Origin of the sequence: Arthrobacter sp. efr-133-R2A-120 (genome assembly GCF_030209835.1) — a bacterium.
GTDB lineage: Bacteria > Actinomycetota > Actinomycetes > Actinomycetales > Micrococcaceae > Arthrobacter.
Genome location: NZ_JARVRF010000009.1, coordinates 52,298 through 76,449 on the forward strand (window position 1 = coordinate 52,298; position 24,152 = coordinate 76,449).

At 64.8% G+C, this 24,152-nt stretch carries 21 protein-coding genes; 9 read left to right on the forward strand and 12 right to left on the reverse strand.

Features of this window, described 5'->3' with window-relative positions; translation table 11 throughout:
• Positions 1-268 precede the first annotated feature (268 nt).
• Entirely contained in the window at positions 269-883 is a 615-nt protein-coding gene (locus QRN52_RS06035) for a TetR/AcrR family transcriptional regulator (protein WP_284751850.1), read from the reverse strand.
• A 67-nt stretch (positions 884-950) separates the two neighbouring features.
• Here QRN52_RS06035 and QRN52_RS06040 point away from each other — a divergent pair, with 67 nt between their 5' ends.
• Positions 951-2,192 (forward strand): beta-ketoacyl-[acyl-carrier-protein] synthase family protein, encoded by a 1,242-nt coding sequence (locus QRN52_RS06040; RefSeq protein WP_284751851.1) that lies wholly within the window; start codon positions 951-953, stop codon positions 2,190-2,192.
• A gap of 25 nt (positions 2,193-2,217) precedes the next feature.
• On the opposite strand, the gene QRN52_RS06045 is transcribed toward QRN52_RS06040, so the two are convergent.
• Complete coding sequence (locus QRN52_RS06045) at positions 2,218-3,657, reverse strand: UDP-glucose dehydrogenase family protein (RefSeq protein ID WP_284751852.1); 1,440 nt, start codon at positions 3,655-3,657, stop codon at positions 2,218-2,220.
• Complete coding sequence (locus QRN52_RS06050) at positions 3,654-4,892, reverse strand: glycosyltransferase family 4 protein (RefSeq protein WP_284751853.1); 1,239 nt, start codon at positions 4,890-4,892, stop codon at positions 3,654-3,656. The genes QRN52_RS06045 and QRN52_RS06050 overlap by 4 nt, the downstream gene beginning before the upstream one ends.
• 372 nt (positions 4,893-5,264) lie before the next feature.
• Between QRN52_RS06050 and QRN52_RS06055 the strand changes: the two genes are divergently transcribed.
• A complete protein-coding gene (locus tag QRN52_RS06055; protein ID WP_284751854.1) occupies positions 5,265-7,157 on the forward strand; it encodes a polysaccharide deacetylase family protein in 1,893 nt (630 codons plus the stop codon).
• Positions 7,158-7,212: 55 nt separating this feature from the next.
• On the opposite strand, the gene QRN52_RS06060 is transcribed toward QRN52_RS06055, so the two are convergent.
• The 4 genes from QRN52_RS06060 to QRN52_RS06075 all read right to left on the reverse strand — a co-directional run bounded on the left by QRN52_RS06060 (position 7,213) and on the right by QRN52_RS06075 (position 11,605).
• Positions 7,213-7,455, reverse strand: a complete 243-nt coding sequence (locus QRN52_RS06060; protein ID WP_284991741.1) for an NfeD C-terminal domain-containing protein — start codon at positions 7,453-7,455, stop codon at positions 7,213-7,215.
• Positions 7,456-7,463: 8 nt separating this feature from the next.
• Positions 7,464-8,900 (reverse strand): flotillin family protein, encoded by a 1,437-nt coding sequence (locus QRN52_RS06065; protein ID WP_284751856.1) that lies wholly within the window; start codon positions 8,898-8,900, stop codon positions 7,464-7,466.
• A 109-nt stretch (positions 8,901-9,009) separates the two neighbouring features.
• Entirely contained in the window at positions 9,010-10,272 is a 1,263-nt protein-coding gene (locus QRN52_RS06070; protein WP_284751857.1) for an FAD-dependent oxidoreductase, read from the reverse strand.
• Positions 10,265-11,605, reverse strand: coding sequence for an MFS transporter (locus tag QRN52_RS06075; RefSeq protein ID WP_284751858.1), 1,341 nt, complete (start codon positions 11,603-11,605; stop codon positions 10,265-10,267). Before QRN52_RS06075 ends, QRN52_RS06070 begins: the two co-directional genes overlap by 8 nt.
• Before the next feature lie 47 nt (positions 11,606-11,652).
• On the opposite strand from QRN52_RS06075, the gene QRN52_RS06080 reads away from it, so the two are divergent.
• From QRN52_RS06080 to QRN52_RS06095, 4 genes are all read left to right on the forward strand, one after another.
• Complete coding sequence (locus QRN52_RS06080; RefSeq protein WP_284751859.1) at positions 11,653-12,453, forward strand: IclR family transcriptional regulator; 801 nt, start codon at positions 11,653-11,655, stop codon at positions 12,451-12,453.
• Positions 12,454-12,660: 207 nt separating this feature from the next.
• Positions 12,661-13,809: a cupin domain-containing protein gene (locus QRN52_RS06085; RefSeq protein WP_284751860.1), complete on the forward strand. Its 1,149-nt coding sequence runs from the start codon at positions 12,661-12,663 to the stop codon at positions 13,807-13,809.
• Complete coding sequence (locus QRN52_RS06090; protein ID WP_284751861.1) at positions 13,806-14,633, forward strand: fumarylacetoacetate hydrolase family protein; 828 nt, start codon at positions 13,806-13,808, stop codon at positions 14,631-14,633. Before QRN52_RS06085 ends, QRN52_RS06090 begins: the two co-directional genes overlap by 4 nt.
• Complete coding sequence (locus QRN52_RS06095) at positions 14,633-15,364, forward strand: maleylpyruvate isomerase family mycothiol-dependent enzyme (RefSeq protein WP_284751862.1); 732 nt, start codon at positions 14,633-14,635, stop codon at positions 15,362-15,364. The genes QRN52_RS06090 and QRN52_RS06095 overlap by 1 nt, the downstream gene beginning before the upstream one ends.
• Before the next feature lie 156 nt (positions 15,365-15,520).
• Here QRN52_RS06095 and QRN52_RS06100 read toward each other — a convergent pair whose 3' ends face one another.
• Positions 15,521-15,985, reverse strand: a complete 465-nt coding sequence (locus tag QRN52_RS06100) for a DUF4383 domain-containing protein (protein WP_284751863.1) — start codon at positions 15,983-15,985, stop codon at positions 15,521-15,523.
• Positions 15,986-16,375: 390 nt separating this feature from the next.
• Between QRN52_RS06100 and QRN52_RS06105 the strand changes: the two genes are divergently transcribed.
• Positions 16,376-17,707: a cell division protein PerM gene (locus tag QRN52_RS06105; protein WP_284751864.1), complete on the forward strand. Its 1,332-nt coding sequence runs from the start codon at positions 16,376-16,378 to the stop codon at positions 17,705-17,707.
• A 30-nt stretch (positions 17,708-17,737) separates the two neighbouring features.
• Here the strand turns inward: QRN52_RS06105 and QRN52_RS06110 are convergent, their stop codons facing one another.
• Positions 17,738-18,160, reverse strand: coding sequence for a hypothetical protein (locus QRN52_RS06110; protein WP_284751865.1), 423 nt, complete (start codon positions 18,158-18,160; stop codon positions 17,738-17,740).
• 38 nt (positions 18,161-18,198) lie between these two features.
• Here QRN52_RS06110 and purN point away from each other — a divergent pair, with 38 nt between their 5' ends.
• Complete coding sequence (purN, locus tag QRN52_RS06115; protein ID WP_284751866.1) at positions 18,199-18,771, forward strand: phosphoribosylglycinamide formyltransferase; 573 nt, start codon at positions 18,199-18,201, stop codon at positions 18,769-18,771.
• A 140-nt stretch (positions 18,772-18,911) separates the two neighbouring features.
• On the opposite strand, the gene QRN52_RS06120 is transcribed toward purN, so the two are convergent.
• From QRN52_RS06120 to QRN52_RS06130, 3 genes are read right to left on the reverse strand one after another with little or no spacing between them, the layout of a single operon-like run.
• Positions 18,912-20,264, reverse strand: a complete 1,353-nt coding sequence (locus tag QRN52_RS06120) for an MFS transporter (RefSeq protein WP_284751867.1) — start codon at positions 20,262-20,264, stop codon at positions 18,912-18,914.
• A gap of 19 nt (positions 20,265-20,283) precedes the next feature.
• A complete protein-coding gene (gene murQ, locus QRN52_RS06125; RefSeq protein WP_284751868.1) occupies positions 20,284-21,243 on the reverse strand; it encodes an N-acetylmuramic acid 6-phosphate etherase in 960 nt (319 codons plus the stop codon).
• Positions 21,227-22,165, reverse strand: coding sequence for an N-acetylglucosamine kinase (locus tag QRN52_RS06130; RefSeq protein WP_284751869.1), 939 nt, complete (start codon positions 22,163-22,165; stop codon positions 21,227-21,229). Before QRN52_RS06130 ends, murQ begins: the two co-directional genes overlap by 17 nt.
• Before the next feature lie 120 nt (positions 22,166-22,285).
• Between QRN52_RS06130 and purH the strand changes: the two genes are divergently transcribed.
• Positions 22,286-23,956 (forward strand): bifunctional phosphoribosylaminoimidazolecarboxamide formyltransferase/IMP cyclohydrolase, encoded by a 1,671-nt coding sequence (gene purH / locus QRN52_RS06135; protein WP_284751870.1) that lies wholly within the window; start codon positions 22,286-22,288, stop codon positions 23,954-23,956.
• Positions 23,957-24,152 lie beyond the last annotated feature (196 nt).

The following is a 24,152-nucleotide window of genomic DNA, read 5'->3' on the forward strand; positions in this document are numbered from 1 at the left end:
GATTCCACTACAACCCCATTTCTCGAGTAGAACGGCCAACGGGTATCGCTGGCCTTGAATAGTGGTGCCCCTCCAAAAGGAAGGCCATCCACGATTCAGATTCTCTCGGTGAAATTGGCGTCTACGTGTAAAAAACGGAAAAATCCGTGTGCAAAAGGCCGTTTCTCAGTGTGAACAAGCCGGATCTCCGTGTGCCCGGAGGCCCGTCTACGTGTTAACAGGGCGAAAACACTGAGATCCGCTAGTGGCCCTGGGAACGGTGAGGAACTTAGGCGTGGTCGGTCTGGTCGTGGACCGTCAATGTCCCGGCGAGGTCGAGGTCTGCGCCGGTGCCGTGTGCCCCAGCGTGTGCGAGAAGTGCGGCACCGAGTGCGGTGCTCCAGAATGTCTTGGCTTCGACGTCGATGGGTCGCCTGAGGCTCCAACCGCGGCTGTCGATGAGCTGGCTCATGAAGCGCTCCGATTGGCGGAACAGCAGTTGGAGGTGCTGGTCGACTACCGGGGCGAGCTCGGCTTTGGCGATTCCGGTCGCGAGTGCTCCCGCGACCGAAGGGAGCGAGGGCAGGGCGAGGACCGCGCGGGCGATGTTGCGCCGGAAGGTCGCCGCGTCGGGGGCCTGGCGGCCAATCCGCTCGATCCGCCGGGTGTCGTGGAGCAGACCCAGGAACGCGGCGTGCACGAGTAGTGAGTCCTTGGAACCGAAGTAGTAGGTGATCTGGTTGGGGAACACCGCTGCCGCGTCTGCGATCTCCGCGACGCTCAGCTGGGCTCCGTGGCGCTCCTTGCCGAGCCGGGCCGTGGTCTCGATGAGTCGCCTCCGGGTCGCGCGTCCGCGCTCAAGCGTCGAGGTCTGCGCCTCGGGTTCGGTTCGCTTCTGAATCACCTCTCGATTGTATGTGATACAAAAGTAGTGTTAGTTGTATGGCATACAAGAGAGGTGGTTGAAGGGCATGGGACGGAATGAGGTTGTCGTGACCGGACTCGGCGCGATCACGCCACTCGGAGGCGACGTCAGATCGACGTGGGAAGCCCTGCTGGCCGGTGAGTCCGGCATTAGGGGCAAGGTTCTACCCGGCCATGAGGACGGCGAACTGGCCGGCACCGTGGCCGGGACGATGGCGATCGACCCGGCCGAGCGCCTTTCCCCGGTGCAAGCCAGGCGTCTGGACCGCTCGCAGCAGGCAGCCCTCGTCGCGGCCGCCGAGGCTTGGGCTGACGCCGGTGCCCCTGAGGTCGACCCGGAGCGACTTGCCGCGGCGATCGGCACCGGAATCGGCGGCGTGCAGACCCTGTTGGGGGAAGACGACGTTCTTGAGCTGTCGGGTGCCCGCCGTGTGTCGCCACGAACCGTCCCGATGCTCATGCCCAACGCCGCCGCCGCGCTGATCAGCATCGCCTACGGTGCGCGCGCCGGGGTATACACACCAGTCTCGGCCTGCTCATCCGGTGCCGAGGCGATCGCGCTAGGGGCCAGGCTCATCCGCGCTGGCGAAGCAGACGTGGTCATTGCTGGCGGAACCGAGGCAGCGATTACCCCGATCACGGTCGCCGGTTTCAAGCAGACCCAGGCGCTGTCGCGTCACACGGCGGAGCCGGCCTCAGCGTCTCGACCGTTCGCCGCGGACCGCAGCGGATTCGTCCTGGCAGAAGGTGCCGCGGTCTTGGTGCTCGAGAGTGCCGAACACGCCGCTGCGCGTGGTGCACGGGTCCACGCAGTGCTCGCCGGAGCCGGCATCGCGGCCGACGCGCACCACATCACCGCCCCCGCTCCCGATGGCAGCGGTCAGATCTCGGCAATGCGGAAGGCTCTCGCGCAAGCTGGACTTTCTCCCAAGCAGATCGGGCACATCAATGCACACGCTACTGGGACGACGGTGGGAGATGCTGCCGAGTCCCGTGCGATCAGGGAGGTTTTCGGGCACGCGACCGTGACGGCGCCCAAGGCGGCGCTCGGCCACCTCTTCGGGGCTGCGGGGGCGATCGAGGCTCTCATAGCGGTCCTCAGCGTGAAGCACGACGTCGTTCCGCCGACCCGCAACCTCACACCGACCGACGTCGATCCCGACATCAACCTCGACGTCGTCACCCAACGACGCAACCTCCCTCAGCACGCTGTGCTCAGCAACTCTTTCGGCTTCGGCGGGCAGAACGTCTCCCTCGTCGTCACCGCCGTCACGGCCTCATACAGCTAGGTGCGGCGGCCGCGGGCAAGCAACGCTAACGTCGGGTCGAGGGTGCCTTGGCCTGCGAACCGACAATGAACGGCCGTGTGTTGACCGGTTCGACGGGAAGGACAGCAGGCTTGACGTCAGCAATCGGCGCTGAAGGCTCAGACTGAGAGCCGGTTCCGAGCCCGCGAACCGTCCAGCCTTGCGCCTGCCATGCTCCAGCGTCCAGGACGTTCCGCGCGTCCAGCACCATCCGGCGTCGTACGAGAGAGCCTACGGCGGCGGGTGAGAGGGCGCGGTATTCGTCCCATTCGGTGAGCAGCAGCACCAACTCAGCGTCTTCGAGAGCGCGCGTTGTGGACGCTTCGAAGCGGAGCTGGGGGTAGCGCATCCACGCATTGTTGATGGCCTTGGGATCGGTCACGGTAACGTGGGCGCCGGCCGCCGCCAGTTGGAGTGCGACGTCCAGGGCGGGGGAGTCACGGATGTCGTCAGTGTCCGGTTTGAAGGCTGCGCCCAGCACGGTGACGGTGCGGCCGGACAGGAAGCCTTTGCACATTTCACGGGCGACGTCCACGGCGCGGGCTCGCTGGCCCAGGTTGATGGAGTCGACCACGCCCATCCACTCATCAAGGGACGGCACGGACAGTGCTTGTGCCTGTGCGCGGAACGAGCGGATGTCCTTCGGCAAGCAGCCGCCGCCGAAACCCAGGCCGGCGTGTAGGTACCTGTTGCCGATGCGCGGATCCAGGCCCATCGCCTCACTGAGCTCAGTGACGTCGGCCCCTGAGGCGTCGCAAAGTTCGGCTATCGCGTTGATGAAGCTGAGCTTCGTGGCGAGGTACGCATTGGAGGCGGACTTGATGAGCTCGGCCGTCGCGAAGTTGCAGACCAGCCGCGGGATCCCTGCGGAAATCAGCGGTTCGTAGACGGCGTCGAGCGCTGCCGTGATCGGGGCGCCGGCGGCAAAATCCTTGCCGCCCGGCACGCCGTACACCAAACGGTCCGGCACCAATGAATCCTTCACGGCCGTGCCTTGGCGCAGGAACTCGGGGTTCCAGCCGAGCAGGACATCCGGCCTGCGGGCAAGGATGCCGCGGAGCATGTCCACTGTTCCCACGGGCACGGTGGATTTGCCGACGACGGCGGCGCCACTCGCCAGGTGCGGGAGGAGGCTCTTCGTGGCCGCGATCACGTAGGAGAGGTCCGCGGTATCCGACGTCTTGGACTGCGGGGTGCCCACGCAGAGGAAGTGCGTCTGGGCGTCGGCGGCATCCGCGAAATCAGTGGAGAACGTGAGCCGCTTCGTGGCGAATCCGTCCCGGAGAAGTTCATCCAGGCCGGGTTCGTGGAAGGGCGCGAAGCCCTTGTTCAGGTGGGCCACCTTCTGGGCGTCGACGTCGATGCCCACCACGGTGTGGCCCATCGATGCGAGCGTGGCGGCGTGCACCGCGCCAAGATAGCCGCAGCCTACAACGGAGATTTTCATGCTGGGAGTCCTTTGCTGGAAGTCACGGAAATGGTGGCGGGCTCAGCCGCCTGAAGCTCTGCCGCCTGAAGTTCGGCTGCCTGAACCGTGTGGCTGGGTGCCGCGGCCGGCTCCACGAGTGCTTCGCCGGCGATCACTGCCTCGTAGTGCTCGACGAGTTGGGCACTCAGCACCGGCCACGTCCGTCCCTGGACGGAAGCGAGTGCCGCCGTTCCGAACGCACGGCGCTTGGCGTCGTCGCCCACCAGGTCCTGCACGTAGCCGCGCAACTGCGCAAGGTCTCCCGGCTCGTAAAGCCAGCCGGTACGCGAGTTTTCCACGAGATCGAGGGGCCCGCCCCGGCCGGTGGCCACGACGGGAACACCGGACGCCATGGCCTCCTGGATCGTCTGGCAAAACGTTTCGAACTCGCCAGGATGAACGAAGAGGTCAAACCCCGCCACGACTTGGGCCAATTCGTCGCCGCCGAGGAACCCGGTGAAGAAGGCGTTGGGCAATGCTGCTTCGAGGGCAGCGCGTTGTGGACCGTCGCCCACAATGACAAGCCTGGTTCCTGGCAGATCCGCAAGCACGGCGAGGTCCTCCACTTGCTTCTCCACCGCGAGGCGGCCGACGTAGCCGATGATGCGCTCGCCGTGGGGTGCCACGGAGGTGCGCCACGCCGTCGAGCGCTTGGCGGGGGAGAACCGCGCGGTATCCACACCGCGCCGCCACATGCCCACCCTTAAGATCCCGCGGCCGCGCAACTGGTTGAGCGCGAACGTGGACGGGACCAGCGTCCGGTTAGCCCGAAGATGGATGTTGTCCACCCGGTTCCATGCCCAGTTCTCCAGCAAGGGGACGCCATACCGGGCCGCGTAACTGGGGACCTCGGTTTGGTAAATGGCAACCGTCGGGATGCCGAGCTGGTGCGCAGCCTGCACAGCCCGCCACCCGAGGACAAAAGGGGATGCGAGGTGGACGACGTCCGGTGCGTAGTCGGCAAGGATTCTCTTGACCCGGCTCACACCGCCCAACGCCACCCGCACGTTTGTGTACCCGGCCAGGGGCACGGAGGGGAGGCGGTGGACAAAAGCACCGTTCACGACGTCCGAGACAGCAGTGTCCGACGTCGACGGCGCAATCACCATCACTTCGTCGCCGCGATCTTGCAGATGCTCCAGCACCCGCAGGATGGAGTGGGTTACCCCGTTCATGAGCGGCAGGAATGATTCGGCAACGATAGCGATCCTCACCCCTCCACGGTGTGCGCGGAGGTTGGCGAAGCGGGGGAATGGGCGTGACGGTAGGGGGAAGGTTTGGTTAACAAATCGATGCTTATTCTCGAGTGGAAGATCCCGAGCGACGGAAAATGCGCCGATCTAAGTAATTACGGAGCTGAAAAACGGGTACAACTTACTCTTATTCGTCACCATGCGCCCGACTTACGGTGACACCATAGTGAACCTCGTGGCCATGACTGGGGCTTGTCCCGGGCACCGGGGTATTTCGGCAAGAGGGCGTTGACTGGGCGGCGCGCCCTCACGCGCTGAACAGCGCAGGGTGTTTTCGCCCCGCGCCTGCCCCTATGTCAGGCCAGGCTGTTGCCAAGAATCGAGCCAGACCCTATGAAACTCTTCAACCGTACTGACCAGGTTGACCGGCACCGGGCGTTCAAAGGGATGATCCCCGGGAAATGGTTTACCTGGTTCTCCACCGTCGTGGTGGTACTCGCCTTTACTGGCGTCACCGCCGGCATCACCGCGCCGGCAGCCCAAGCTGCCAACCCCACCGTGGTAACCCTGACCTTTGACGACGCAAATGCCGATCAACTCACCGCCGCGCAGACCATGCAGAGCCTCGGTTTGGTGGGTACCTTCTTCACTCCGTCCGGATTCATTAACAATCCCAATTACTTGACGACAAGCGACATGCAGGGCCTTGTGGCGAACGGCAATGAGATTGCCGGCCACACCGTCACCCACCCGGATCTGACCACCGTGACGGCGGATGAGGCAACTCGCCAGATTTGCAACGACAGGGTGAACCTCAGCAACCTTGGATTCACGATCACCGACTTCGCGTATCCCTTCGCTGCCGAGAACGCATCGATCGAAACCATTGTGAAGAACTGTGGTTTGAACAGCGCCCGTGGCCTTGGCGACATCAAGACGCGGTTCAGCTGCGCCGGCTGCCCGCTGGCCGAGACCATCCCTCCTGCGAACCCGTACAACACCGCGGCCCCGGATGAAGTGGACAACACCTGGACCCTGGCGGACCTGCAAAAGTCCGTCACCCAGGCGGAGCCGGCAGGCGGGTGGGTCCAGCTCACCTTCCACCACATTTCGGCTACCAGCACGGATCCGCTGAACGTCACGCCAACTCTGTTCAACCAGTTCGCCACGTGGCTCAAGTCCCGTCCTGCAACCACAAGCGTCAAGACAGTGCGCCAAGTCATCGGCGGAACCGTCAAGCCGGTCGTCTCGGGACCGCCGGCCCCGCCAGAAGGTACAGGCAACCTTATCAAGAACCCAAGCCTTGAAACCTTGGTCAGCGGAGCTCCCCAATGCTGGGCCGGAGCCGGTTACGGCACCAACACGGCGACCTTCTCCACCGTCAGGCAGGCACACACGGGGAAAGTCGCTGAACAGCTCGTGGTGAGCGGATATGTCGACGGCGACGCCAAGCTGTTGCCCACCCTTGACCTGGGAGGGTGCTCACCCACAGCCACACCCGGGAACGCCTATTCCATAGGTGCCTGGTATAAATCGACCACAAATACCCAGTTCGAGCTCTATTACCGGACAGGCCTTGGCACGTGGAAGTACTGGACATCAAGTCCCTGGTTCTCAGCGGCCACGACCTTTCAAAAGGCCACGTGGACAACGCCTCCACTGCCTACCGGTGCGAGCGGCATCAGCTTCGGACTCAACCTGTTCAGCAACGGCACCCTGACCACGGATGACTACGAGATGTTCGACGTCGGCACGCCGCCCCCGCCTCCGCCGCCACCACCAGCCGGCGGCAACCTGGTACAAAACCCCAGCCTTGAAACGGCCGGTACGGGCCCGTTCCCACAGTGCTGGCAGGCCGGTGGATACGGCACCAACACCGCCACGTTCAGCACGGTGGCTACCGCACACACCGGTACCAAAGCGGAGAAACTCACCATCACGGGTTACTCCAGCGGTGACGCGAAACTGCTTCCGACGCTGGACGCCAGTACCTGCCCACCTGCGGCGGTCGCAGGACACACCTACTCGGTGCGTGTTTGGTACACCTCCACAGCCGTCACACAGTTCGCCTTGTATTACCGTGACGCCTCAAACAACTGGGTGTATTGGACCTCCGGACCGTGGCTGGCCGCCGCCAGCACCTATACCCAGGCAAGCTTCACGACGCCGGCACTTCCTGCCGGGGCCACTGCGATCAGTTTCGGGTTGAGCTTGTTCAGCAACGGATCGGTCACCACGGACGACTATGCGATGTATGACACCGTGGGAGCCCCGCCGCTGGGGTGAGCAATCCATCAGCGACAAAAAGCTGAGGGCGGCTAACTAGCCGCCCTCAGTCGTTTTATCTGGCAGCTTTCAGAACGTCCGGCAGCTCATCAACGAACACAGTTCCGGGCGGTTCGTAGTAGATGACAAGCACCTCATCACCCACGTTGAAAACACTGCTTTTGTCGAAAGGATGCGCGTGGAAGGCGCTTGTGCCACCGTGGAACGGCAGCATCACTTCCCCCACGGTGCCTGGCCCAATACGGCCCGTGACCCTGCCGATTTTGCCCGTCAGGCTCCGATCAACCTCTTTGTGCATCGGTGTCCCTACGCATCAGGAGTTTTGCTCGGCCGCTTAGGCGCTTCCTTGCCGTTCTTGAGCGCAGCTGTGATCGATGGCAGGTAGTTGCCCACCTGGGACAGGATCCCACCCACCATGCTGTTGAGGCCCTCGCCGCCGTTCAGAACCGTCAGGTTACCCACGTGGGCAAAGGGTTCAGCCGCGGCTGCCACGATCGCAGGCATGTTCTCCGCGAGCTGCTGGGAGATAACGGCCTCTTGGTTGGTTCCGAGAGCCTCGGCACGGGCCTTGATGCCGTCCGCTTCCGCCAAGGATTTGGCCTTGATGGCCGAGGCTGCAGCGTCACCCCGCGCCTTGGTGGCTGCCGCTTCGGCTTCACCGGTGATCTTCGTTGCCCCCGCAATGGCGGCCGCCGCCGTGGCGTTGGCCTGCGCTTCGACTTCCACTTTGCGGGCGTTCGCCTGGGCCTCGAGTTCCGTTCGCCGTGCCCGCGCCTCGGACGCGCTGATGTCGGCGGCCTTTTGGGCTTCCGCCTCGGTGCGCTGGGCGTACGCCTTTGCATCGGCAGGCTTTCGGATGGACGTCTGGAGCTTCTGCTCCTCGCGGTCCGCCTCCAGTTTGGCCACCTCGGTTTCCTGGACCACCACTTGCTGGCGCGCCGTGGCATCGGCCAACGGTCCCGCCTGCGCGGCATTGGCCCGGGCGGTTTCGGCGTTGGCTTGGGCCGCTGATTGCTTGATCGCCGAGATGCTCTGGGCATCCGCGATCTGCGCAGCTGCCTCGGCTTCCCGTTCCGCGGCCTCGCGGTTCCGGGTGGCTTCAGCGATGCGGGCTTCCATTTTGACCTGCGCAATGTGCGGTTTGGCCAGGTTTTGGATATAGCCCGTGGGGTCTTGGAGATCCTTGATCTGCAGGGAATCAACCACTAGGCCAAGCTTTTCCATTTCTATGCCGCTGGCGCTGCGGACCAACGACGCAAGTTTGTCGCGCTCACGGATGATTTCTTCCATGGTCATGCTGCCAATGATCGAGCGCAAATGCCCCTCAAAAACGTTGTAGACCTGGCTTTGCATTTTGGGCTGCTGGCCGAGAAACCTCCTCGCGGCATTCGCAATGAAAGGAGCGGCGTCACCGATTTTGTAAATAACCACACCCTCCACGATCACCTGGATACCTTGCGAGGTCACGCAGTTGACCTGGAGTTCTGTTTCATTCAGCGTGAGGGACAAAGTCCTCACGGTTTGGAGCCCGGGAACCACCAAGGCGCCTTTCCCGGTGACGATTTTGAAATCCATTCCGTCCCTGGTGTCCAAACTTCCCCGAGTCAGGCCGGAAATGATCAATGCCTCGTTTGGTTCAGCCACCTTCCACATCAATTTAATGAGCAGCCGAATGACGGCAACGGCGACAACTACCCCCAATACGGTGACAAGAATCGGGAGATAAGCAACGAGGTCGAACATGACTGTCCTTTCAACGGCAAGCACCCAAGCGGCTCGTGTAGTCAGTCTGCTTCGGTCTGCTCCAGGAGTCCAGCAATTTGTTTACCTACAATTGACACAACGGATGCTCCTAGGCGTGCGTTCCCGCCAGCGACTCGGTTTTCACCTCGGCGGTACCGTCCGCCGGGACGCCGTCGCCATCTTGGCCGTACAGCCAGTCGTTGTACTGGAAGTCGCCATCCTTGCGGCTCTTGAACAGCAGGTTCCGTAAGACGCGTGCGACGCCGGACACGTGCCACGACTCTCCCCAGACACGCGCGGTGCGCTGGACGCGGGCCGTGCGCGCTGCGCGGGCTGAGTTGAAATCGCCGATGGCGCGGTCCCACGCACCGGTGTCCACGCCGTCGTCGTTGAACACGGAACCCACGGTGGAATCCTGGAGGACCGCGGCGTCTTCAAGCGCTTGGCAGGCTCCCTGGGCCAGGTACTGGAGCATGGGGTGCGCGGCGTCGCCCATCAAAACCAGGCGCCCGTCGATCCAGTTCTCGATGGGATCGCGATCGTACATGGGCCAGCGGATGCCGGTCGCAAGGTTCCGCAGTGCCAGCTGTACGGCCGGAATGCAATCCTTGTAAGCAGCCTCGAGTTCGTCGACGCCGCCGTACTGCTCCTCGCCGCGCTCGAACGAGGGCGACTTGAAGACAGCCACCGTGTTGAGCAGTTCGCCTTTGCGCAGCGGGTATTGCACGAGGTGGCAGTCCGGTCCAAGGTAGACGACGACGTCTTCGAGATCGGTCGCCGGGGTCTCAGGCGTGATGGGAACGGTTCCGCGGTAGGCGACGTACGACGACGAAACCGGCCCGTCCTGCGCGACGGCGGCGCGGAGCGTGGACTTCAGGCCGTCCGCGCCGATCACGACGTCGGCCTCGTAAACGTCCCCACTCAGCGTGTGCGCCAGGCCGCGGGCGTTCACGGTCTCGACTCTCTCGACGACGACGTCGTTCACCAGCCGGACGCCGGCATCCTGGCAGGCTTCCAAAAGGATCCGGTGCAAGTCGCTGCGGTGGATCACCACGTACGGAGCGCCGTAGCGCTCTTCGAACTCGCCTCCGAGGGTCTGACGGGTGAGTTCCTCGCCGGTCAGGGCGTCGTGGAACACCAAGTGCTTGGGCCGGACCCCGATCTCGAGCGCCTTCTCGAGGAGGCCCCAACGCTTCAGGACGCGGGAGGCGTTGGGTGCCATCTGCAGTCCCGCCCCAACCTCGCCGAACTCGGGGGCCCGCTCTACCAACGTCACCTCGGCGCCGTTCGCGCGGAGGGCCAGGGCGCCGGCAAGGCCGGCCATTCCTCCGCCGACAACGAGGACTTCAGTGGATGGTTTGCGGTCAGACATTGCTTGCTCCTACAGAGGTGGTGTTTTTGGATTGGATGTTGGCGGTGTTGATCTTCGCGGTCTTGATTTTCGTGCCGATGGCGCCGAGCAGGATGGCCGCGACGGCGGCGGCCCCGGCAAATGCCAGGAAGTTCGAGTTGACGCCCAGCCCGGCCGCGAGCAGCAGCCCGCCGACCTGGGGAGCGGCGACCGCACCAATGCGGCCGACGCCGAGTGCCCAGCCGAGCGCTGTGCCCCGCAAATGCGCCGGGTAATGGCTCGCCACTGCCGCGATGATGAGGCATTGGGTTCCGTGGGTGCCGACCCCGGCCAGCACCAACATGACATAGACAAGCCCCACGGGCGGACCCGCCACCAGTACGGCCAGCCCGACGGCGGCGACGGCGGCTGCCACGATCGCCGTCGGGATGGGACCGAATCGGGTTCCCGCCCAAGCGGTGGCCACCGAGCCGACGACGGCACCGAGGTTGAGTGCCAGCGCGAAGGTCAGGGCGGACCCGAGGTTGTAGCCGGCCAGTTGCATCAAGTTCGGGAGCCACGTGCCCAGGCCGTACCAGGCAAAGAGCGTCACGAGGGTGGAGATCGCGAACAGGAGACTCATGCCGAGGTACGGGGCACGGAGCAGGGACTTGAAGCCCGCTGCTTGTTTCGCATCCTTTGCGGTGGGAGGTGTTCCCGGAAGCGTCTCCGGGAGGGTCTCCGGGAGGAATCGCATGCCCAGCGGAACAACCACGAGCAGGGCCACAGCGGCCACCAGGAACATGACCGGCCAGCCGAAAGTGGGAATCAGCGGAATGCCTGCCAAAGCGGCGATCGAGCCGCCGATCGGCACTCCGGACATCATCAGCGTGGCGATGGTGGACCGCCATTTGGCGGGGACCAGTTCCGCGACCAAGGCGTTTGCCGAGGGAACAAGTCCGCCCAAGCCGATGCCCGCCAGCAAGCGCAGACCCCCGAAGACTGCTGCGTTTGGGGAGAACGCGCACAGGATAGTGAAGAGCGAAAACAGTGCGGCGCAGGCAATGATGGTCCGGCGGCGGCCCCAGCTGTCCGACATCCGGCCGGCGAAGATCGCTCCGATCATCATGCCCAGGAAAGCCATCGAGCCGACCGTTCCGGCTGTTGCCTTGGTGAGGCCCCAGCCGGTGTCGGTGATGAGGGAGCTCTGGACGGTGCCGTAGACGATGAGGTCGTAGCCGTCGAAAACCACCAGCAACCAGCAGACAAGGACAGCGGCGGCGGAACGCTTGGAGAACCGGGCAGAGGCCCCGGGGAAGTGGTGAACGCCGTCTTGGGTCCGCTCCGGCGCTGCAGCGGATGGTGTGTGATTCATCCCACCACTGTGTGGCCGCCGCTCGTTTGCACCAATAGAATTCTGTCGTGCAGAATCTTCCGGCCCGCAAGAAACCCGCCTATTCCATTGAGGCCGTGGACAACGCCCTGCAACTCCTTCAGCTCTTGCGCGACGGCGGCAGCCTGCGCCTCAAGGACGCCGCCGCGGAGTTGGGTGTTGCCCCCTCCACCGCCCACCGGCTGTTGGCCATGCTGGTCTACCGGGGGTTCGCGGTCCAGGACGAGACCCGCCGCTACGTGCCCGGGCCGGCCATGGGGGTTGGCCCAGCAGGACTCAGTTGGAGCCGTTTGCTGCGCACCGTGGCGCAGCCGCACATGGAACTCCTGAGTGGCCGGATCAACGAGACCGTCAACCTCATGGTCCGCGTGGGTACCAAGGTGAGGTTCCTGGCCACCGTGGAGGGGACCAACGCGCTGCGGGTGGGCGACAGGCAGGGAACCGTACTGCCCGCCAACAAGGCCTCGGGCGGCAAAGCGCTGTTGGCCGAACTGGAACCCGCCATGATCGAGCAATTGTTCCGCAGCCACAATGCGGAGATCGGCGGCGACAACATTCCCGACTCCGAATATCCGGCTTTCCTCCGCGAGCTCGAGACAATCCGGAGCAATGGATTCGCCGCGAACTTCGAGGGCACCGAGGAAGGGATCAGCGCCTTGGGGGTGGCCCTCCACAACGGTCAGGGCGTTGCCGTGGGCGCGCTGAGCGTCGCGACTCCGGTGGCAAGGTTCCGCAGGCTCTTCGATGCTGGACTCGTGGGTATCATGCGGGAAACCCAGCGCCAATTGGAGATCGATATCGCAGCCAATCCGGCCGAGTCCCAGCCCTGACCTACCCAAGCCCTGACACACCCAACTGACTCGCATTTGTTGTCGTTTTGAGGGCCCATAACGACAACTACTGCGAGCTAGTTGGGGCCGCCTGCTGGTCAGTTGGGCCAGCGGATTCTGTCTAGCAGAATATGCTGGAGATCACTCGAGGGCTTCCCTAGGGTCTGGAGTACGCCAAAACTGTCCCGTACCCCCGAGGAGGCCCCTGTGTCCATCAGCGCCGATAGCACAACCCACAAATCAGTTGCCACTGATCATTCCGTTGGCACAGCGCACGCGGTTCCGGAGCCGACCCCCGAAGAAGCTGCCCAGCTGGAGCAGCTGTATCAGGATTTCGAGGCCGGGAACCTGATCCCGCTCTGGACGGAGATCGCGGACCTGATGCCGATGGTGCCGTCCCCGAAAGCGGTGCCGCATGTGTGGCGCTGGAACGATCTGTACCCGCTGGCCGCCCGCGCCGGGGACCTCGTCCCGGTGGGCCGGGGCGGCGAACGCCGGGCCATCGCGCTGGCCAACCCCGGCCTGGCCGGCACGCCGTATGCGACGCCGACGTTGTGGGCTGCGATCCAGTATCTGGGCGCGCACGAAACGGCCCCGGAGCACCGTCACTCGCAGAACGCGTTCCGTTTCGTCGTCGAGGGCGAAGGGGTATGGACGGTGGTGAACGGGGACCCGGTAGCGATGCGCCGCGGGGATTTCCTGCTGACTCCCGGCTGGAACTTCCACGGACACCACAACGACACCGACCAACCGATGGCGTGGATCGACGGCCTGGACATCCCGTTCGTGCACTACGCGGACGCCGGGTTCTTCGAATTCGGCACCGAACGGGTCACGGACGAGGCCACCCCGGACGTCTCGCGCTCCGAGCGGCTGTGGGCCCACCCCGGCCTGCGCCCGCTGTCCGGGCTCGATGACACTACCAACTCGCCCATCGCGGCTTACCGCTGGGAGCACACGGACGCCGCCCTGCGCGAGCAGCTGCTCCTCGAAGACGAAGGCCACCCGGCCACCGTGTCCCAGGGACACGCCGCCGTGCGCTACACCAACCCGACCACCGGCGGGGACGTCATGCCCACCATCCGCGCCGAATTCCACAGGCTCCGGGCCGGGGCTTCCACCGAGCCGCTGCGCGAGGTCGGCTCCAGCGTGTGGCAGGTCTTCGAAGGGACCGGCACCGTGGTGCTGAACGGGGAGTCCAAGGTCCTGGCGAAGGGCGACCTGTTCGTGGTCCCGTCCTGGCAGGAATGGTCGCTTGAGGCCGAGAGCGAGTTCGATCTCTTCCGCTTCAGCGACGCCCCCATTTTCGAACGACTGAATTTCAACCGCACGTACACCGAAGGACGCAACAAATGAGACTCCTCACCCTCCGCACTTCCGCCGGAACCACGACGGCGGTCCGCCAGGACGGCGACACCCTGACCGAGATCGACGGCTTCTCCGACGTGGGCGCCCTCCTGCAGGACCCCGCCTGGGCGGCCATCGCGGAGGCGGCCAGCGGCGCAACGCACGCGTACGACGGCGCCGACCTCGCCGCCGTCGTGCCCTCACCGGGCAAGATCATCTGCGTCGGGCACAACTACCGCAACCACATCAAGGAGATGGGCCGGGAAATCCCCGAGTACCCCACCTTGTTCGCGAAGTACCAGGAATCGCTGATTGGTCCCAACGACGATCTTGCGTTGCCGCAGGAATCGGACACGGTTGACTGGGAGGCCGAGCTCGCCGTCGTGATCGGCAAGAAGGGGCGGCGCATCAGCGAAGCCGACGCGGCCGATCACATCGCCGGGTACTCGGTGCTGAACGACATCAGCATGCGCGACTATCAATTCCGCACCATCCAGTGGCTGCAAGGCAAGACCTGGGAAAAGTCCACGCCGTTCGGGCCCGCCTTGGTCACGAAGGACGAGTTCAGGGCCGGGCCGCTCATGACCTCCGCCGTCGACGGCGAGATCCAGCAAAGCACCCCCACCGGGGACCTCGTGTTCACGCCCGAATTCCTGGTCTCCTATATCTCCACCATCATCACGCTGAACCCGGGCGACGTCATCGCGACCGGAACGCCCGGCGGAGTGGGCCACGCCCAGAATCCCAAGCGGTACCTCCAGGAAGGCCAGCTCCTGGTCACCACCATCGAGGGGCTGGGCCAGCTGAACAATCGCGTGGTCAAGGAAGCCTGATGGTCGCCCGCCACGACCTCACCACCGATCCGGGCCTGCAGGAACAGCTCCTGCAGGCCCGGCGGGGGACCGCGTTCTTCGCCCGCAAGCTCAACGAACTCTCCGATGCCGAGCTCGACGGCGATTCGCTGCTTCCCGGCTGGAGCCGCCGCCACGTTGTAGCACACATCGGCTACAACGCCCGGGCCATCGCCCGCTTGGTGGAGTGGGCCTCGACCGGTGTGGAGACTCCGATGTATCCCTCTGTCTCGGTGCGGGATGAGGAGATCAACTTCGGTGCCACCCTGTCGCCCATTGCGTTGCGGAACCTCTTCGACCACTCCGCCGTGCACTTAAGCGTGGAATGGCGCGACCTTCCCGAGGACGCCTGGCACCACACGGTCCGGACCATCCAGGGCAGGGAAGTCCCGGCGTCGGAAACGGTTTGGATGCGCACTCGCGAAGTCTGGGTGCATGCCGTGGATCTCGACAATGGAGCATCGTTTGGTGACATCCCGGCGTCGGTACTGGAACGGTTGCTACGCGATATCACCGGTTCGTGGGCCACGCGCGGCGCCGACGCCGGGTTGTTGGTCAAGGTCGCGGGCACGGACCTCACGTTCGGCGATCCGGACGCCGCCGTCGTGGTCGCCGGGTCCCTCGCCGGCGTCGTGCAATGGGCCACCGGGCGGGGGACCGACGGCGTGACCGCGGGCGCTGGGCCGGTGCCGGCGGCACCCAAGTGGATCTGACGGCGTCGGGCACAAAGAAGGTTGGCACAGCTCCCGGCTTCTTCACCGCAGGAACTGCACCAACCGCTTGTATGACTATTCAGATTTGGCTGTAGATCCTACCCATTGGCGGCTCCTATAATCCCGGGCTAACTCAATCCGGGCTTGTGAATAGGGCTACTTTGCGTCGTCAGCCAGATGCCGTGAAAACATCCAGCCCGCGGCGACCATCAGGATGCCCAAAACCATGAACGTCCAGTTGTCGAGCGTGTTCAGCGACAGGAAGTTGGCCGCCGAATCAACCCCGACACTCAGTCCGTACACACTGAGCACGATGTACAAGGCACCGAAGCTCATCAGGATATTGCGTGCGCTATGGCCGCCCGAGCGGGACATCGCCCAGCTGGTTCCGCCGATGAGGAGCTGCACAATGTTGAGCAGCAGCGACACTTGGAACACACCCAGGAGCATTGCGTGCGAATTTGGCCCGAAGAACTGCAATTCCCCGTACCGCATGGTGATGCCCGGAATGAATCCGAGAAGGCCCACCAGCGCCATCAGAATACCTACACCCATGCCGATGTTCTGGATGTCCGTCCGTCCAAAGTGAACACCGTGTGCATGTGGGGTTGCGGTAGTCATTTATGCCCTCCATCCACCTATTGCGAACACTCCAATTTTACGTCTGACTTATGCAAAAAGCGCCGGGAGCGTGGGCGTCCCGGCGTCCCGGCGGCCCCCGGCCTGCCCTGACGCGGCCTGCGGCTTGCCCCGGTGCGGCCCCGACGCTCGCTCACCTATGTCGGGTTTCCTGCTGATGCTCGCTCACGTATGTCGGGTTTCCTGCTGATGCTCGCTCACATAAACGACGACGGCGGCGCGGCGGACATGCAGGAGCGTTTGGCTTTCGCGGGTTGTTGGTGAGCGAGGGTTGGTCGGGAGGGGGTTGTTGGTGAGCGAGGGTTGGAGGATTGGCGGGCCGTGCGGGCGCCTGCCGGGGGAGCGAGGCACGCCGTGGCACGATAGGACACGATGAAACTGCGCGCTGATCAGACCGGTAACCGTGGCCTGCCCATGCCTTTGTGGCTGCAGGGTGCCCTTGAGTCGGCGCAGGCCGCCATCATCTCCGCGCTCGTGGTGGTCTTGCCGCTGGTCGGCGTCTGGGCAACTGACGGATTCCAGAACCACACCATCGATTTCCTGGCACGCCTGGCCGGCCAAACCTGGCTCTTGGTCCATGGTGTGCCGCTGCAGCTTGCCACCGTCAACCTGGGAACCGCGGGTCTACCCGGTTCCGGCATGCTGTCCCTTATCCCGCTCGGACTGACCCTGGTCCCGTTCCTCCTGGCGTGGCGCGCTGGCCGCCGGCTGGCCAGGGCTTCGTACACGGACCAGCTGTGGCAGGCCTTCTTCGGGGCGTTGCTTGTTTATGGGGCGTTCGGCGCGGCTACCGGATTCGTGTGCCGCACGCAGGACGTAGTGATCAACATCTGGTTTGCCGCATTACTTCCGCTTATCCCGTTCGGCCTCGGCATGGTGGTGGGCGCCCGGCGTGAGTCCGGCTCGTGGAGCAGGCTCATTGGCGTCGACGCCGTCGATTGGCTCGCGCGCACAAGCCAACATTCGCGTTGGGCCGGTTCCTACTTTGGCTCCGCCATCAAGGCGGGATTCGTGGCGATCATGGCGGCCATGACACTCTCAGCGACGCTGCTCGCCGTCGACCTCGTCATCCACTGGACGGACATCATCGCCGTCTACGAAGGCCTGAAAGCCGGGGCCCTCGGCGGTGGCGTCCTGACCATCGCCCAGCTCGGCTACCTGCCCAATCTGGCGGTATTCACCCTGGCCTGGTCCTCCGGCGCAGGGTTCTCCCTCGGTGTCGGCTCACACGCCGGGCCGCTGGGCACCGCCGTCGGGCCCCTGCCTGCGATTCCTGTCTTCGGCGCGCTTCCCACCGGCCAGCTCGAATTCGGAGCCGCGGCCCTCGCCCTTCCGGTGATCGCCGGTCTGCTGGCTGGCTGGTGGTTCCTGCGTGCGGGGGAGAACCATTTCGACGAATGGCTCTCCATCAAGATCAAGGCGCGCTGGTTCACGGCCCCTGTTTCCACGCTGTTCCTTGGCGCGCTCGTCGGTGCGGTGGCAGGGGCATTGGCCGGAGGCCTCGCGTGGCTGGCACGCGGTTCCGCCGGAATCGGACGCCTCACCGAGATCGGACCGGACCCGCGGTGGACGGCAGTCTGGACCGCCGCGGAGGTGGGGATCGGCGTCGTGATCGGTTACTGGGTGGGGCCATGGCTCGAGAGGCGGCAGAAGCTCCGCGAAGCGGACCTCGACGATTCCGTGTACGACGGCGACCACCGCTAAGGTGCCCGCCTCGCCTTGGATTGCGCCCGGCTAGCGCAATCCGGAGGGAATGGAGTTCTGGAAATCCACCTGGCACGAGTTCTGGGCGTGGAGCGTCAGCGCGCCTCGTGCGCAGTCCTGCAAGGTGCGGATCTGCTGGAAGAAGACGACAGCGGTGAGCACCAGCAGGCACATGATGGCCGTGACAACCAGTCCGGAAATGGTGCCAAACAGTACGATGCGCGGCTGCTTGAACCTGATGGTCCGCACGAGGACTACCACTCCAAGCACTCCCGCGATGACGGTGAGGACCGCGCTGAGCCAGACGTAGCTGATGTTCAGGATGTAGACGAAGAGGGCGCCAAGCACCGTTAGCAGGAATGTCCTGAACAGTGTTTGGGTAACGGCAAGCGCTGATTTGGCAGCCTCGCTCTGTGGCTGATGCTGCGGAGTGGGTCCAACGCCGGAATTCATGTTTTCCAGCCTACGCGAGCCAGCCATAAGCTAGTGCAATGCGCATTGTTGTCCTCGTCTCCGGCACCGGTTCCAACCTCCAAGCAGTAATCGACGCCGTGAAGGCGGGCGAGCTGGATGTTGAGATCGCAGCCGTGGGAGCAGATCGGCCGGGTACCTACGGAGTGGAACGCTCCGCCGAAGCCGGACTGGACACCTTCGTGGTGGACTTCAAGGACTACGCGGACCGGGCCGATTGGAACGCGGCGCTTACCAAGGCCGTTGCCTCCTTCGATCCGGACGTAGTGGTTTCCTCCGGGTTCATGCGGATCGTCAGCCCGGAATTCATTGATGCCTTTGGCGGCAAGTATCTCAACACCCACCCCGCACTGCTGCCCGCTTTCCCGGGAGCCCACGGAGTCCGCGATGCCATGGCTTACGGCGTGAAAGTGACTGGATGCACCGTCCACTGGGCCGACGCCGGCGTGGACACCGGACCCATCATCGCCCAGGAGGCCGTCGACATCGCCCCGGACGACACCGAAGACACTCTGCACGAACGCATCAAGGTGGTGGAGCGCCGGCTCCTGGTCCGGACCCTCGCAGAGCTCGCGGCGGGAAAGCACGCCTAAGTCCAGGGCGCCCAACCCAACTGACTCGCATTAGATGTCGTTTTGGCGGCTCAAAACGACAACTAATGCGAGTCAGTTGGGCAGGCGAGGGTGGCGGCGGGGACTAGTTGGGCATGCCGGGGTGCGGACAGGGGGCAGGCTCAGTCGAGTTCGAGCTGCTTGGTCTCCGGCGCGAACAACGCCATCCACAGCACCGCCACCACGATCAGCCCGCCAGCCAAGGCGAAGGACGTTGCCAGGCCGTACTCGGGCCAGAAATACGAGGCGAACACGAGCGGCCCTATCCCTGCGCCAACCCGTGAGAAAGTGGACGCCCAGCCAAAGCCGGAGCCCCGAAGCTCGGTGGGGTAGAGCTCCGATACGTAGGCATAGAGCACCGGGATGGCCACCTGGATGACGAACCCGAACGCCAGGAGCCAGAACACCGCCGCGTCGGGAATGTCCACCACCAACGAAACGATCACCAAGGTCAAAGCCGACAGCGGCCCGGTGATGGCCAGGATCCATTTGCGGCCCACGCGCTCCACCAGCACTGCCGCGACCGCCACGCCCAGGAGCCCGACGCCGGCCATCCCGGCTGTCGTCACGAAGGCCTTGTACTCCTCGAATCCGGCGCCGATCAGAATCCGCGGCATCCACGTCAAGCTCAAGTAGTAGACCAGGAGGATGCTGAAAAACAGGGCCCAGGCCGCCGTCGTGATCTTCCAATTGAACTGCCAAAGGCGGCGCAACTGTTGCCATGCGCTGCCGGCCGAGAGGCGCGGCGCGTCTTGCGGGGCGGGCAGGCTGTAAGCGCGCGGCTCGGCTCCGGTGGCCAAGACGAGGCTGTCGATGACCTCGGCGGCTTCTTGGCGGCGTCCCTTGCGGATAAGGAAGAGCGGGGATTCCGGTACGCTCCGCCTGACCCAGAACACCAGCAGGGCAGGCAAGACCATCACGAGCATCGTCAGGCGCCAGTCCGCGAAGACCGCAACAAGTCCGGCCGAAATGAAGCCGCACAGGGCGGCGCCGACGGGCCACCAACCATCCATGGCGGTGAGCACTTTGCCGCGTTGCTTCCGCGGAGTGAATTCACCCACCAGGGCATAGTCCACGGGAATGCAGCCGCCCAGCCCGAAACCGGCCATGAAACGGAAGATGCAGAACCACACGATGTCCGGGGCGAAAGCTCCCAACACAGTAAAGACGGAGAAGATCAGGAGGGTAGCGGTGAATGCCTTCTTACGCCCGATCGTGTCCGCGATGGTGCCCCAAGCGAAGGCGCCCAAGGCCATGCCGATCAGGTTTGCGGTGCCGATCCATCCGGCGTCGGCGGGCTGGAGAGACCAATGCTTGGAAAGCAGCGGAATGAGGATGCCGTTGAGCGTGACGTCCCACGCGTCGAACATGAAGCCGAGGCCGCCAATCAGGAAAATCCTGCCCTGGACCTTCCACCTCCACGGCAGCTCCTGGACAACCTGCTCGCCGCTCGGGACGGTTGTGTAAGTATTCATTTCCCCTCCTGGGGAAACTCTATCCGTGCTTCTGGATCGCCTTTCGCAGGAAGCCGCCAGCCTCATCCAAAGCGCTCTTCGCCTGGCCCGGATCGATGCCAGTCAACACCACCAGGATGGCCGCCTTGACCGAACCGCCCACGGAATTCAGCGCTTGAATCGCCGTCTCCGCGTCCACGCCGGTGGCGTGCTGGATGGTCCGTTGGGACCTTGCGAGGAGTTTGTTGTTGGTGGCGCGCAGATCGACCATCAGGTTTCCGTAGGTCTTCCCGAGCTTGACCATGGCGAGCGTGCTGATCATGTTGAGGACGAGTTTCTGTGCGGTCCCCGCCTTCAGCCGCGTTGAACCGGCAACGAATTCGGGACCGACCACGACGTCGATCGCTACGTCCGCCAATTTGCTGATGGGCGAATCGTGGTTGCAGGCGAGCGACGCCGTGAAGGCGCCCCGGCTGCGGGCCTCTTCGAGGGCGCCGATCACGTAGGGCGTGCGTCCCGAAGCCGAGATTCCGACGACGGCGTCCGCCTCGGTCACGCTGATGTCGTGCAGGTCCCGGGCTCCGGCCGTGGCGTTGTCCTCGGCGTACTCCACCGGTTTCTGGATGGCCTGGTTGCCGCCCGCGATGATCCCGACGACGAGTCCCGGGGGAGTGCCGAAGGTTGGCGGGCATTCGCTCGCGTCCAATACCCCGAGCCGCCCGGCCGTTCCAGCTCCGACGTAGAGCAGCCGGCCGCCGCGGGCGAGGCGCTCCGCAACGGCATCGACCACTGCGGCGATCTCCCCGCTGGCTTGTGCGACGGCGGCCGGGACGCCGCGATTCTGCTCGTTCATGGCGGCGACGAGCTCGGCCGTGCCCATGGTGTCCAACTCACTGAGCGCGGGCGATGCCGCTTCTGTTTGCAGGCCCGCGAGCTCGGAACGGAGTTCCGCGAGCCCATCAGGGGTACCGGGGGAAGATGGGTCAGGCTGTTCCGTCACGGTGAATGTACCTTTCCTGGAGGAGCCCGCGGCGGTTCGCTGCGAGGGCGGCCCCGTCCATGCCATCGCCGAGTGCCGCAACCACCTCAATCCCAGCCGAAGCGAGGGCGTTGTGCAAGAGCCCGCCGAAGAACTCCGATTTCACGACGCCGCCAAGGAGAGCCACCTGCTTAGTGTCGCCGGAAGCAAGGGCCACGGTGTCCACGAGGAGCCTGCACGCTTCGTCCACAATGCAGCGTGCGACGGCGTCTCCCGCCTCCGCCTCTCCGAGGAGCACGGGGGCGAAACGCGCCATCGTCCGGGCCGGGTTGTCGGATTCGGCGAGCCACGCCGGAAGCTGCGCGGGCGAGCCGAGCAGCGCGGCGGCCGCGCCGAGCAACGACGTGGCCGCTCCGCCGTCGTGGGCTTGCAACGCGGCCTGAAGACCCTGCTGGCCGATCCAGCGGCCGCTCCCGCGATCGCCCAACAGCGGTCCCCAACCGTCGGCGCGGTGGAGGGTCCCGGCGTCGTCGAAGCGGAAGGCAACAGCCCCCGTGCCAACAATCAGCACCGTTCCGGGTGCGCCGTCCAGGGCGCCGAGCTGGGCCGCGGTGGCATCCGAGAGGACCGCGGCCGGGACCTTGAAGCGTTCGGAAAGCAGGGCGGCGAGTTCGTGTGAGTTCGCCGCCGAGGCCTCGACCCCGGCGACGGCGGCGCCGATTCCCCGCAACGAACCTTCCGGGAATGCTGCCGGTAGCCCGCGCGGCAGCATGGCCGCGGTGTCCGCGAGCAGCTCGAAGGCGAGCCGGGCGCCGTTGTCCATGCCCAGGCCGGGGAAGCCCTGCTGGTCCGCCGAGCCCAACACCTCATCGCCTTGCCTGAGTTCAACCCTGCAGCGGCTCTTCCCGACATCGGCTACCAAAATCACATCCGCGGAATCCATGGCCCAACCATATGTTGCGTGCGCCGCCGCGTCTCGAAAAACGAAGATGACCCACAACACGATAAACTCGTCCGTATCCCCAGCAACCGCGGAATCCCGCGATATAAGACGGAGACTTTTGTGAGCTTGACGCAGCTTGACCGTGTTCCCATCCGCCGTGCACTGATCTCGGTTTACGACAAGACGGGGCTGGAGGAGCTCGCGAAGGGCCTGCATGCAGCAGGAGTCGCGATCGTCTCCACCGGTTCCACCGCGAAGAAGATCGCCGCAGCCGGTATTCCGGTCAAGGAAGTCGAAGAAGTCACCGGTTCCCCGGAGATGCTCGATGGCCGGGTCAAGACCCTGCACCCGCGTGTGCACGGCGGCATCCTTGCCGACCGCCGCGTTCCTGCCCACATGGAAACGCTGGCCAAGATGGAGATCGAGCCCTTCGACCTCGTAGTGGTCAACCTCTACCCGTTCGTAGAGACTGTCCGCTCCGGCGCGGCCCAGGACGACGTCGTCGAGCAGATCGACATCGGTGGCCCCGCCATGGTGCGTTCGGCCGCCAAGAACCATGCCGCCGTCGCGATCGTTGTTGACCCGAACTTCTACGGCGCTGTGGTGGAAGCCGCCGCCGCGGGTGGCTTCGACCTGAAGACCCGCCGCCGCTTGGCCGCCAAGGCTTTCGCCCACACCGCAACCTACGACACCGCCGTTGCCACCTGGACCGCCAGCCAGTTCCTCGACGAAGACGGCGACGGCGTCATCGACTGGCCCGCTTACGCCGGCCTCGCCCTTGAGCGCTCCGAGGTCCTGCGCTACGGCGAAAACCCGCACCAGCAGGCCGCCCTTTACGTGGACAAGGCAGCCCCCGCCGGCATCGCACAGGCTGACCAGCTGCACGGCAAGGCCATGAGCTACAACAACTTCGTCGACGCCGACGCCGCCCTCCGTGCCGCGTTCGACTTCTCCGAGCCCGCCGTCGCCATCATCAAGCACGCCAACCCCTGTGGCGTGGCCGTTGGTTCGGCCGATGCCGCCGACCCCATTGCCGACGCTCACGCCAAGGCCCACGCTTGCGATCCGGTGTCCGCTTTCGGCGGCGTCATCGCGGCCAACAGCATTGTCACAGCCGGTATGGCCAAGACCGTGGCAGGGATCTTCACAGAGGTTGTCATCGCCCCGGGCTTCGAGCCGGAAGCCGTTGAAATCCTGTCCAAGAAGAAGAACATCCGTCTCCTAGCACTCACGGACGGTTACGGCCGCTACCCGACGGAGATCCGCCAGGTCTCGGGCGGCGTCCTCGTCCAGCAAGCCGACAAGGTGGACGCCGACGGCGACAACCCCGCCAACTGGACCGTCGCCGCCGGCGAAGCCGCCGACGACGCCACGCTGGCCGATCTCGCGTTCGCGTGGACCGCTTGCCGCGCCGCCAAGTCCAACGCGATCCTCCTCGCCAACAACGGGGCGGCAGTGGGCATCGGCATGGGCCAGGTCAACCGCCTGGACTCCTGCAAACTGGCCGTTGAGCGCGCCAACACCTTGGGCGTTCAGGTGGAGTCCGACGTCGATGGCGCCGGCGGTGCCTCAAACACCGATTCCAGCGGTGCGCCCGAGCGTGCCCGCGGTGCCGTGGCCGCTTCCGACGCGTTCTTCCCGTTCGCCGATGGCCTGCAGGTCCTGATCGACGCCGGTGTACGCGCTGTCGTCCAGCCTGGCGGTTCAGTGCGCGACGAGGAAGTCATTGCCGCGGCTAACGCCGCCGGCATCACGATGTACTTCACGGGAGCACGGCACTTCTTCCACTAAGTCCGGGCTTCCACTGGCTCCGGGCTTCCGCTGGCTCCACTAGGTCCACTCGCTCCACCAAAAAATGGACATGTCCTCCCTTCCCGGGGGCATGTCCATTTTTTGTGGTCAGGACTGGGCATATTCGCAATATGTCCGGCCCTGGGAGCTAGCAAGGGGCATGTCCCTTGCTACCGCGCTGGGCTTTCACGTGCCG